Source organism: Burkholderia sp. Se-20378, assembly GCF_017104665.1.
Classification (GTDB): domain Bacteria; phylum Pseudomonadota; class Gammaproteobacteria; order Burkholderiales; family Burkholderiaceae; genus Burkholderia; species Burkholderia lata.
Map to the genome: position 1 here is coordinate 24,888 of NZ_JAAGPG010000035.1, position 11,328 is coordinate 36,215.

11 protein-coding genes are annotated in these 11,328 nt (G+C 66.5%); all 11 read right to left on the reverse strand.

Annotation, left to right across the window (positions count from 1 at the left end):
• Positions 1-394 precede the first annotated feature (394 nt).
• A complete protein-coding gene (locus tag G3N93_RS07185) occupies positions 395-2,410 on the reverse strand; it encodes a glycoside hydrolase family 3 N-terminal domain-containing protein (RefSeq protein WP_206132652.1) in 2,016 nt (671 codons plus the stop codon).
• Between the two features lie 366 nt (positions 2,411-2,776).
• Positions 2,777-3,691 carry a LysR substrate-binding domain-containing protein gene (locus G3N93_RS07190; RefSeq protein WP_206132653.1) on the reverse strand — a complete coding sequence of 305 codons (915 nt, stop codon included), beginning with the start codon at positions 3,689-3,691 and terminating at the stop codon, positions 2,777-2,779.
• A 49-nt stretch (positions 3,692-3,740) separates the two neighbouring features.
• Entirely contained in the window at positions 3,741-4,466 is a 726-nt protein-coding gene (locus tag G3N93_RS07195; RefSeq protein ID WP_206132654.1) for an amino acid ABC transporter ATP-binding protein, read from the reverse strand.
• 40 nt (positions 4,467-4,506) lie between these two features.
• The gene (locus G3N93_RS07200; protein ID WP_011349406.1) at positions 4,507-5,163 is read right to left on the reverse strand and encodes an amino acid ABC transporter permease; all 657 of its coding nucleotides are present in this window, start codon (positions 5,161-5,163) and stop codon (positions 4,507-4,509) included.
• Positions 5,160-5,924, reverse strand: a complete 765-nt coding sequence (locus G3N93_RS07205; protein ID WP_206132655.1) for an amino acid ABC transporter permease — start codon at positions 5,922-5,924, stop codon at positions 5,160-5,162. Before G3N93_RS07205 ends, G3N93_RS07200 begins: the two co-directional genes overlap by 4 nt.
• 43 nt (positions 5,925-5,967) lie before the next feature.
• Positions 5,968-6,792: a transporter substrate-binding domain-containing protein gene (locus tag G3N93_RS07210; protein WP_174932270.1), complete on the reverse strand. Its 825-nt coding sequence runs from the start codon at positions 6,790-6,792 to the stop codon at positions 5,968-5,970.
• Between the two features lie 51 nt (positions 6,793-6,843).
• On the reverse strand, positions 6,844-7,914 hold the full coding sequence (locus tag G3N93_RS07215; RefSeq protein WP_206132656.1) for an ABC transporter ATP-binding protein: 1,071 nt from the start codon (positions 7,912-7,914) through the stop codon (positions 6,844-6,846).
• Between the two features lie 40 nt (positions 7,915-7,954).
• The gene (locus tag G3N93_RS07220) at positions 7,955-8,797 is read right to left on the reverse strand and encodes an ABC transporter permease (RefSeq protein ID WP_206132657.1); all 843 of its coding nucleotides are present in this window, start codon (positions 8,795-8,797) and stop codon (positions 7,955-7,957) included.
• On the reverse strand, positions 8,794-9,717 hold the full coding sequence (locus G3N93_RS07225; RefSeq protein ID WP_241026443.1) for an ABC transporter permease: 924 nt from the start codon (positions 9,715-9,717) through the stop codon (positions 8,794-8,796). Before G3N93_RS07225 ends, G3N93_RS07220 begins: the two co-directional genes overlap by 4 nt.
• Before the next feature lie 4 nt (positions 9,718-9,721).
• A complete protein-coding gene (locus tag G3N93_RS07230) occupies positions 9,722-10,819 on the reverse strand; it encodes a PotD/PotF family extracellular solute-binding protein (protein WP_174932278.1) in 1,098 nt (365 codons plus the stop codon).
• 149 nt (positions 10,820-10,968) lie between these two features.
• On the reverse strand, positions 10,969-11,328 hold a 360-nt coding region (locus tag G3N93_RS07235), incomplete at its 5' end, for an aldehyde dehydrogenase family protein (protein ID WP_206132659.1).

The following is an 11,328-nucleotide window of genomic DNA, read 5'->3' on the forward strand; positions in this document are numbered from 1 at the left end:
GGGGGGGGGGGCGATGTGGCGACTTCGGCCGCCGTGAGCCTGTTTGCCGGGAAGCGGGCGGCGGCCCCGGGTTTGGGGCCTTTGCGATATGCAGTGCGGGTTGCGACTCGAGATGGGGCGCGTGTTGTCTTGTACTTGTGCGCGTTGCCGACCGGATGGATTCGTTGCAATGAGTGATCCGGACACACGGCGCGGACGATCGCCGGCCTGGCTGGACGCACAGCGCGTCACGGGCCCGCGGCGCAACGGGCGCACCGCGTTCGAGCGGCCACGGGCCGTCGCGATACTGCGATGCCGGATCGAAGATCGAGCGGGGCGATGCGCGTGCGCCGGTCATCGAGGTCGTCGATGCCGGCCGCGATCGGCGAGCCGGCATCGACAATGCGTCAACGCATCAATACGTCAAACCGTATCCGAACGGATACAACGGATGCGCGGTATCGTGCGGCACGTCTTCCAGCTGCGCCGCGACCTCCGCCATCGACGACGGCAGCTCGAACGGCAGCTTCCCTTGCGGTTGGCCTTTCCCGGTCAGCACGTCGAACAGCGCGGCATCGGTCACGCCGAAATTGGCGAGGATCGCGGTGGCCTTGTCCTGCACGTTGGTCAGGATCGCGGGGCGATCCATGTACACCGAGACGATCGACTTCGGCGCACGCGCGGCCTGCTTGATTGCCTCGTAGTCCGCACTACCGTCGACGAACGCAAGACTGCCTTCATGCTGCATCGAGCCGAACATGTAGTTCGGGTGCAGCGTCTGATAAGGCGTGCTCACGCGGAGAATCGCGACGTCCGCGGCTTGCGGCGTATCGACGACCTGATAGCCGTATTGCCGGGCAACTGCGGGATCGATACCGTACAGCCAGACTTTCTTGCCGGACGCCGTCATCGGCAGCAGCTTGCCGTTGTTCTGCAGCAGCACCATCGAGCGGCGCTGCGCGTCGAGTGCCTGGGCCTGGAAGTCGGCGTTGCCGACGATCTTGCCGGCCGCGTCTGCATCGACGTACGGATGATCGAACAAGCCTTGCTGGAATTTTTGCAGCAGGACGCGATAGGCCGATTCCGACAGTCGGTCTTCCGACAACTGCCCTTGATTGACGGCGTCGATGAGGTCGCTCGGATCGTCGTCTCCGCCGAACTGGTCGATGCCGGCATTGACCGCTCGCACGAAACGCTGCACGCGGGTCGCGCCTTCCATCCCCCAGGGCATGCCCAGTCCGACGAACGAAGGGGATCCCGACGACACGCCGTTGATGCAGTTCGCGTCGCAGTCGTCGGCGATCAGCCAGTCGGACACGATCACCCCCTTGAAGCCGTATTTCCCGCGCAGCAGGTCGGTCAGCAGCGCCTTGTCGTAAGCGCCGCCCACCGGCTCCAGCGTGATGCCGTCGACCGTGACCGTCATGTCCGGTTCGGAGTAGGTCGGCATGACCGAGCCGACGTTGGCCGCGAAAGCGCCTTCGAACGGCTTCAGGTGATAGGCGAAGTTGTTGCCCGGATAGGTCGCATAGCGACCATAGTAGTTGTGGCTGTCGAACCCGAGTTTCTGCGCGCCATATCCGGCCCAGTGCTTGACGACCGCGATGACGCTATTGGCCTGAATGCCGTTGCTGCCGCCCTGGAAGCCTTCGATATAGGCCTGAACCTGCGTGCGCGCGAGATCGGCGTCCTCGCCGAAGGTGCCGTTGATGCGTGACCAGCGCGGCTCGGTCGCCAGGTCGGCCTGCGGCGAAAGCGCTTCGGTCATGCCGACCGCACGATACTCCTGGCGCGCGATATCGCCGAATTTTCGCGTGAGTGCCGCGTCGCCGATCGCGGCGAAGCCGAGCGTTTCGGGCCATTGCGAGAAACCGCCGCCGCCTGCGCTTGCGCCGAGCGTGTACTGGAAATGGTTGCGCGGGTCGGAACTGATCGACACCGGGATGCCGAGCCGCGACTGCTCCGCCAGCGTCTGAATCTGGTTGGCCTGATCGGCCATGGTGTGCGCGTCGCCACTCATGCGCGTGATATACGTGTTGACGCCCCGCTGATTGATGAGCGTCTTGAGTGCCGCCAGATCGTAAGCGGAGCCGGTGCCTGAACCGGTGGTGTCGTTCAGCACCGGAGCGGTGCCGTGCATCATCAGGCCGGCTTTTTCGGCCAGCGTGAGGCGGCCGACCAGGTCCCGCGCGCGCACGTCGGCACTCAGTCGCCAGTCTTCGTACGGTTCGAGCTGGCCGCTCTTGTCCATGTCCTTGAACTTCAGGCCGTCCCTGGTGATCAGGTTCAACGTCGTGTAGCCGAAGTCCTGTTGCGTGACCGGCGTGGAAGGCGAGTCGACGCCGCCGCAGGCAAACAGCCCCAGGGTGAGCGCGGTGCCCGACGCGGCCCATGCCGATCGGCGAATGGCTGATCTCGTGATGCGTTGCATTCATGTCTCCTGAATCGGTTGTTTTGAGCGCGGCCGTGAAGCATTACAAATAGCCGCTGGCCACTTTACCGAGCTGTTTCAGGGGACGTTTTACCGCCGGGTGCAGGTTTTATCCCGATGGGGCGCGATGTTTGAGGCGGCATGGCGCGTCGGGTTTTCGAGGTGATCGGCCGACACGAACTGGTCACGCAGGACATCCGGGCGTGCTGAGCGACCGCGCGACAGGCGATCGCTCGTTGCCTTCCTTCATGACGGGACTTTCGAATGATTCGGCGCGATGCGTGCGACCACCGGATTAGGCCGCTCGAACCGGCGCAGTCGCACATTTCGCGGGGTCGTGCAGCATGCGTAAGACGCGGTATCCGATCAATCCGGCGCGACACCCGCGACACTCGCGACGCCCGCAGCGCCCTTGCGTTCGTCCGCGATCCAGCCGCCGAACAGCTGGATCTTCTGCTGCTGTTCCGCACCGTCCGGATACACGAAGAAATAGCCCATCCCCGTCGGCAACGACAGGTCGAACGGCATCACCAGCCGGTGCGCCGTCACGCTTTCGTCGGCGAGCGTCCTGTCGCCGATTGCGACCCCATAGCCGTCGATCGCCGCGTGCGTCGCGAGATCCAGCGTTTCGAAGCTCAGGCCGCGCGTCGAGTCGACGTGCGGTGCGCCCGCATGGTCGAGCCACCGCTTCCAGTCCCGGTGATCGCGGGTTGGATGCAGCAACGTGTGACCGGCCAGGTCGTCGAGGCTCGTGAGCGGCTGCCGGTCCGGCAGGCTCGGCGCACAGACCGGCGTGAGCCGTTCTTCGAACAACGGGATCGCATGCATGTCGGGGCCGGCGCCGGCCGCGTAGATCACCGCGGCGTCGAACGGCTCCATCCGGAAGTCGACCTGATGATCCCAGGTGGTGGTGATCTGCACCTGCAGTTCGGGATGCTCGGCCTGGAACCGCATGATGCGCGGCAGCATCCACTGCATCATGCAGGTCGGCACCTTCAGTGCGAGTTCGGTACGCCTGCGCGAAAGGCGCATCGATACCTCCTCGATGCGCGCGAAGCTTTCGCGCACCGTCGGCAACAGGAGCTCCCCTTCGGCCGTCAGCGTGAGCCCCTTGGGCGTGCGCTTGAACAGCGCAAACTGATAGAAGCTCTCGAGCGCGAGGATTTGCCGGCTCACGGCCCCCTGGGTCAGGCACAGGTGCTCGGCGGCGCGCGTGAAGCTGCCGTGACGGGCAACGATGTCGAACACCTGCAGCGCGTTGAGGGATGGAAGTCGTTTCATCGGGAGAGTCGGGGTGGAGCGGGCGCGCGGCGGCGCGCCGCGGTATCGCTCAGTGCAGGATTTTCGCGAGGAAGTCCTTCGCGCGTTCCGATTTCGGATTCGAGAAGAAATCGTCCTTGCGGTCGTCCTCGACGATCGCGCCCTTGTCCATGAAGATCACGCGATGGGCGACCTTCTTCGCGAAGCCCATCTCGTGCGTGACGACCATCATCGTCATCCCTTCCTGCGCGAGTTCGACCATCACGTCGAGCACTTCGTTGATCATCTCGGGGTCGAGCGCGGACGTCGGCTCGTCGAACAGCATCGCGATCGGATCCATCGACAGCGCGCGCGCGATCGCGACACGCTGCTGCTGGCCGCCCGACAGCTGGCCCGGGAACTTGTGCGCATGCGCCTTCAGGCCGACGCGGTCGAGCAGCTTCATGCCCTTCTCGTTCGCCTCATCCTTGCCGCGGCCGAGCACCTTGACCTGCGCGAGCGTCAGGTTCTCGGTGATCGACAGATGCGGGAACAGCTCGAAATGCTGGAACACCATCCCGACCTTCGAACGCAGCTTCGACAGGTTCGTCTTCCTGTCGCCGACCGACTGGTCGTTCACGAGGATCTCGCCCTGCTGGAACGGCTCGAGGCCGTTCACGGTCTTGATCAGCGTGGATTTGCCCGAGCCCGACGGGCCGCACACGACGACCACTTCGCCTTTCCTGACCTCGGTCGTGCAGTCGCTGAGGACCTGAAACTGGCCGTACCACTTCGAAACGTTGCTGATGGAAATCATGGAAGTTCCTGGATCGTAATGAAGCGCGCGCGGCGCCGGTTCAGCGTGCCTTCGCGACGCGATAGCGACGTTCGAGCACGCGGGCATACCACGTCAGCGGGAAGCACATCGCGAAGTAAAGCAGCGCGACCATCGCGTAGATCGGAAACGGCTTGAATACCGCGTTGGTGATGATGTTGCCCGTCTTGGTCAGCTCGGTCAGCCCGATGATCGACGTCAGCGCGGTGCTCTTGACTGCCTGCACGAGGAAGCCGACGGTCGGCGGCAGCGCGATCTTCCACGCCTGCGGCCACACCACGTAGCGCAGTTGCTGGGTCCACGTCATGCCCAGGCTGGCCGCCGCGTTCCACTGGCCGCGCGGTACCGCGTCGACGCAGCCGCGCCAGATGTCGGTCAGATACGCGCTGGCGTTCAGCGTCAGCACGACCGACGCGGCCACCCATGGCGTCACGTCGATGCCGATGAGCGGCAAGCCGAAGAAGCCGAGAAACAGCTGCATCAGCAACGGCGTGCCCTGAAACAGCTCGACGTACAGGATCACGAAGCGACGCAGCGCGGCTGAAGCCGAGATGCGCATCGCCAGCAGCGCGAACCCGGCGACGCTGCCGCCGACGAACGTGATCAGCGACAGCAGCACGGTCCAGCGCGCGGCGAGCAGCAGGTTCCACGCTATATCCTGGAAGGTGAATTCGATCATCGTGCACGCTCCGTGGGAAGGCGGGTTTCGGGAGAGCGGGTGCGCCACGTGAAGCGCGCAAACCGGGTGCGCTGGGACGCGGCCGCCGCGCCGCGCTGGGTGCGGCCCGAGAACAGCCGCCGGCCGGCGCGATTGAGCAGCATGCGCAATGCGATCGACAGCAGCAGGTAGATCGCGGTCACGACGATGTAGATCTCGAACGCACGGAAGTTGCGCGACTGGATGAAGTTCGCCGCATAGGTCAGGTCGGGCACCGAGATCTGCGAGACGACCGCGGAGCCGAGCATCACGATCAGCACCTGCCCGAGCAGCGCGGGGTACACGTTCGCGAGCGCCTGCGGCAGCACGACGTGACCGAACACCTGCCGGCCGTGCAGCCCGAGCGCGCGCGCCGCCTGCACCTGCCCGTGCGGCACCGATTCGATGCCGGCACGCAGGATCTCGACCGCGTACGCGCCCAGGTTGACCGTCATCGCCAGCACGGCCGCCTGGGCTTCGTCGATGTGCACGCCGATCCCGGGCAGCCCGAAGAAGATGAAGAACAGCTGGACCAGGAACGGCGTATTGCGGATCAGCTCGACGTAGGCCGCGACGAGCGCGCGCGCCCAGCGCGGGCCGGCGAGCGCGACCCACGCACCGGTGGTGCCGATCAGGCCGCCCAGCACGGTGGAGGCCGCGGTGAGGCCGCGCGTCACGCCGATGCCGCGCGCGAGCATGCCGGCGTAGAGGCCAAAATCGCTGAAGTCGAACACGTAGGTCATCGCGATGCCTTTCGTCGTGAGTGCGGGGCGGGTGCGGCGCGCATCACAGGTCGGCCGGGAGTGCCGCGTGCAGCCACTTCTGCGACAACGTATTCAGCGTGCCGCTCTTGCGGGCGCCGGCGATCGCGTCGTTGACCTTCTGCATCAGGCGCGGCTCGTTCTTGTTCAGGCCGACGTGATCGGGCGAGCTGAACAGCGAGAACTTCTGTTCCGGATCGATCGACGGATGGCGCGCGATGATCGTCGCGCCGACGTCGTTGCCGACCACGAGCAACTGCGCCTGTCCCGACAGGAACGCCGCGATCGCGCCGTTCGGGTCGTCGAAGCGCTTGATCGTCGCGCTCGGCGGCGCGACCTTGCTCACGCTCAGGTCCTCGAGCGTGCCGCGCGCGACCGCGACCGATTTGCCGGCGAGATCGGCGTTGCCCTTCACGGCCAGCGATTTCGGGCCGAACACGGCGAGGTAGTACGGCGCATACGCGTTCGAGAAGTCGATCACCTTCGCGCGTTCCGGCGTCTGTCCGACCGACAGCAGCATGTCGGTCTTGCGGTCGGCGAGATAGGCCATCCGGTTGTCGCCGGTAACCTGAACGAGTTCGACTTTCGCGTTGAGCGCGCGGCCGATCAGGTTCGCCATGTCGATGTCGTAGCCTTGCGGTTTCATGTCGGGGCCGATCGAACCGAACGGCGGGTAGTCCTCGAACACGCCGATGCGCACGACGCCCGATTTCGCGATCGTGTCGAGCGCGTCGGCGTGCGCGAGCGGCGCGAACGCGGCAAGGCCAGCAGTGCCGGCGCAGGCGCAGAGGAGGACGGTACGGGCGAGCAGGCGCTGCACGTGGCGGGTGGCTTGGGACGTTGCGTTCATGGTGAGATCCTCGTTGCTGCGCTGGACTGCGCGGGAGAAAGGAAAAGGGAATCAGGCGCCGCGGGCGGCGATGAGCTTGCACGCATGGGCGGGCAGTTCCGCGAGCACCGGCATGCCGACGTGGAGGTCGGGCGTTTCGCGCGGCGTCGTCGCGGCCGTCAGCGTGAAGCCCCGGCAATCGATCGTCGCTTCTATCGACGCACCGACGTCGCGCACGAACGTGATCGTGCCGGCCAGCGTATTCGGCGCCGAAGCCGGCTGGCCCGGACGCACGCAGACATCCTCGGGACGAATCAGCAGGCGCACGCCATCGGTCGCGCGTGGCGCGTCCGGCGCGCGCCGGATCGCGAGACGCTGCCCGCCGGGCAGGACGATGGCGTCGTCGCCGTCGCACGCGACCGGCAGGATGTTGCCGAGGCCGATGAAATCGGCGACGAACTCGTTGACCGGATCGCGATAGATGTCGAGCGGCCGGCCGACCTGCTGGATCCGGCCTTTCTCCATCACGACGATCTCGTCGGCCATCGTCATCGCTTCGCGCTGGTCGTGCGTGACCATGATCGTCGTGATGCCGAGCCGTTGCTGGAGCAGCCGGATCTCGACCTGCATCGCCTCGCGCAGCTTCGCGTCGAGCGCCGACAACGGCTCGTCGAGCAGCAGCAGGCGCGGCGACGATGCGATCGCACGGGCAATCGCGACGCGCTGGCGCTGTCCGCCCGACAGTTGCGTGACGAGCCGGTCGGCCATGTGCGGCAGCTGGATCAGTTCGAGCAGCTCGGCGACGCGCCGTGCCTGCGCGGCCTTGTCCGTCTTGCGCAGCCGCAGCGGATACGCGATGTTCTGCGCGACCGTCATGTGCGGAAACAGCGCGAGCGACTGGAACACCATGCCGAAGTCGCGCCGGTTGGCGGGCACGCGCGTGAGGTCGCGGCCGGCGAACGTCAGCGTGCCGGAGGTGGGCGTTTCGAGGCCGGCGATGATCCGCATCAGCGTGGTCTTGCCGCAGCCGGACGGGCCGAGAAAGCAGACGAGCTTGCCGTCCGGCACCGACAGGTCGACGTGATCGACCGCATACGCCTGGTGGAAGCGCTTCGTCACGTTCTGGAGGATGAGCTGGGTCATGAGGGTTCCTTGCACGGGCGAGGGCGAGATGGCGCGCGCGTCAGAGCGCGACACCCTTGTCGCCGACGAGTTTTTCGAGCATCCAGATCAGCGCGAAGTCGATCGCGACGGTGAACACGGCGAAGCAGAACACGGTCGGGTCGAGCGACGAGACGGTGCGGCTGTAGAGCCAGACTGGCAGGGTCATCGTGTCGATGCTGTACAGGAAGAACGTCACCGTGAATTCGTTGAACGACACGATGAAGGCGAACAGCATCCCGGCGAGGATGCCGGGCCGCATCAGCGGCAGCACGACGTCGACGAGCGCGCGGCGCGGGCTCGCGCCCATCAGGCACGCGGCTTCCTCGAAATCGGGGCCGATCGACGCGACCGACGCCGCGCAGTTCTTCACCGTGAACGGCAGCGTCAGGATCACGTGCGCGACGACGAGCCGCGCGATGCCGAGTTCGACCGGCAGCGCGTTGAGCACGATCAGCAGCGCGAGGCCGAGCATCACGAGCGGATAGACGATCGGCAACGCGACGAGCTGCTCGACGAGCGTCTTGCCGCGGAATCGGTAACGGGACAGCGCGTAAGCCGCGGGCACCGACACGGCGGTCGCGATCAGCATCGTCGCGACCGCGACGACGAGGCTCGTCGTCAACGCGGCGCCCATCGATTGGGCGCTGCCCGCATCGGACGACACGAACGTCTGCCAGGCGGCGCGATACCAGTGCAGGCTGAATTCGCGCGGCGGGAATTCGAGCGTGCCCGAGGCGCCGAACGACATCGTGATCATCGTCAGGATCGGCAGCGACGCGAGCAACAGCACGAGCGTCGCGAGCCCGCCGGTGACGCGTCCGAGGCGGCCGGGCATCGGCGCGCGCAGGAGCAGGGCATTCATCGGTTCACCTCGCCGGTGCGTTGCAGGGTGCGCACGAGGCGCTGCGAAACCGCCATCACGACGAGCGTCGCGCCCATCAGCACGACGCCGGATGCCGAGGCGGCGGGCCAGTTGAGCAGCGGTGCGACCTGGTCGTGCACGAGTACGGCGAGCATCGGTACGCGTCGGCCGCCGAGCAGCAGCGGCACCGCGAACGCGCTGGCGTTGTACGCGAACACGAGCAGCGCGCCGGAGACGAGGCCGGGCATCGCGAGCGGCAAGGTCACGTGCCGCAGCGTCTGCCAGCGGCTCGCGCCGAGCGTCGCGGCGGCTTCGTCGTACGCACGGGACACCGCGCGCAGCGCGCTCGACAGCGGCAGCACGGCGAGCGGGAACGCGGTCTGGATCAGCCCGAGCAGCACGCCGTGTTCGCGGTACAGCAACTGCAGCGGACGCCCGATCACGCCGGTGGCCAGCAGCGCGCGGTTGAGCAACCCGGCCGGGCCGAGGATCACGAGCCAGCCGTAGCCTTGCAGCAGCAGGTTCACGAGCAGCGGCAACAGCACGCCGGCGAGCAGCAACCGGCGCGCGAGCCGCGATTCGGTCCGCGCCATCGCGAGCGCCACCGGGATCGCCAGCAGCACCGCGCACACCATGCTCTGGAACGCGAGGCGCAGCGTGAGCCACAACGACGTCGTGAAGTACGGGTCCGCGAGGTCGAGGTAGTTCTGCAGCGTGAAGGTCCGCCATTCGTCGCCGGACACGCCGACGCTCATGCGCAATACCGTGACCGTCGCGGCGGCGAGCACCGCGAGGAACGCGAGGATCGGCGCGAGCAGCAGCCAGGGTGGCACGCCGGGCAGCGCGGGCGCATCGGCGCCCGCGCCGGCCGTTGCTGCTGCGGCCGGCCCTGCATCGTGGGGAGAGGACAGGGAGGCCATGTCGTTACGCCGAGAAGAGGCCCGTGTAGCGCTTGATCCATGCCGGCTGGACCGCCGCGAGCGCCTTGTCGTCATGCAGCACGGCTTTCTCCGCGATCTGCTGCGGCGACGGCACGAATGCACGGCTTTCCGCGGGAATCACGGCCTTGCCGTTCACGGGGCCGTTCAGGACGTCGGCCGCCATCCGGCCTTGTACGCCGGCGTCGAGCGAATGATTGATGAACGCGTGGATCAGGTCGAGGTCGCCCGGGTGCGCTTTCGGAATCACGGTGAACATCAGCTGCGTCGCGAAGCCTTCCTTCATCCCGTACGTCACGCCCATCTTGTAGTCGGGCTTGCGGATCTGGTCCGGGAAGAACGCGGGCGAATAGATGCCGCCGATGTCGAGCGAGCCCGTGCGGAACAGGTCGGCGACCTGGTTCGGGTTTTCGCCGAGGGTCATCACGCGGTCCTTCAGTTGCGCGAGCTTCCGGAATCCCGGGTCGATGTTCTGCTGCGAACCGCCGGCCAGCTTCGCCGCGATGATCGCGAGGTCGACCGCTTCGGCCCACTCGGGCGGCGGCAGGAACAGGCGGCCCGCATACTTCGGATCCCACAGTGCCTCGTAGCTCGACGGTGCGCTTTTCACGGTTGCCGTGTTGTAGATCAGCCCGTCCGACCACAGCAGGTAGCCGATGCCGAAGCCGTTCGCGCCGGTGCGGTATTGCGGCGCGACGTCCTTCAGGTTCGGCAGCCGGTTCAGGTCGGGCTTCGCGAGCAGGCCCGCGTCCGCGAGACCGGACGCGCCGACGCCGGCGAGCGTGATGACGTCGTAGGTCGGCCGCTCGCCCGCGGCCTTGACCTTCGCGACCATCCCCGACGTGCCGTCCGCGCGATCGGCGATCACGCGTGCGCCGGTCTGCTTGCTGAAGCTTTCCGCGATGTTGCGCAGCGCGGCCGCGCCGGTATCGTCGGACCACGTGAGCAGGCGCAGCGTCTTGCCTGCGAAACTGCTCGTCTGTGCTTTCGCAGTACTGATGAATGGCATCGGAAGGGCGGATGCAGCGAGCGCCGTGCCGAGGGTTTTGATCACCTGCCTTCTGCCCGCCTTGAAGTGTTGCATGGCCGTCTCCTGATGAACGATGCCGTGTGGTCTGATGCCTGTCGCCGAACTGCGGCGCGGGGTGTGGATAAACTGTAGGGAGGTCAAATTTCCGCAACAAACGAAATATCCGCATGCGCGGCATGACATAAACGCATGGCGCGGCGACCTCAGCCGGCCGGCATCATGACCTGCTTGATCTCCTGAAATGCAGCGAGCCCGAACGGGCCGAGCTCGCGTCCGATGCTGCTGCGCTTGTAGCCGCCCCATGAGGTTTGCGGATAGATCAGCTGCGGCGTGTTGATCCACACGACGCCTGCCTCGAGCGCGCCGGCAACCCGCCTGGCGCGGGCCGTGTCGCGCGTGACGACGGTTGCGACGAGCCCGTATTCGGTATCGTTGGCGGCCGCGATCGCATCGTCTTCGGTGTCGAATGCGCGGACGCACAGCACCGGTCCGAAGATTTCGTCACACCATAGCGAGCTGTCGGCGGGCACGTCGGCGAACAGCGCTGGCCTGATGAAATAGCC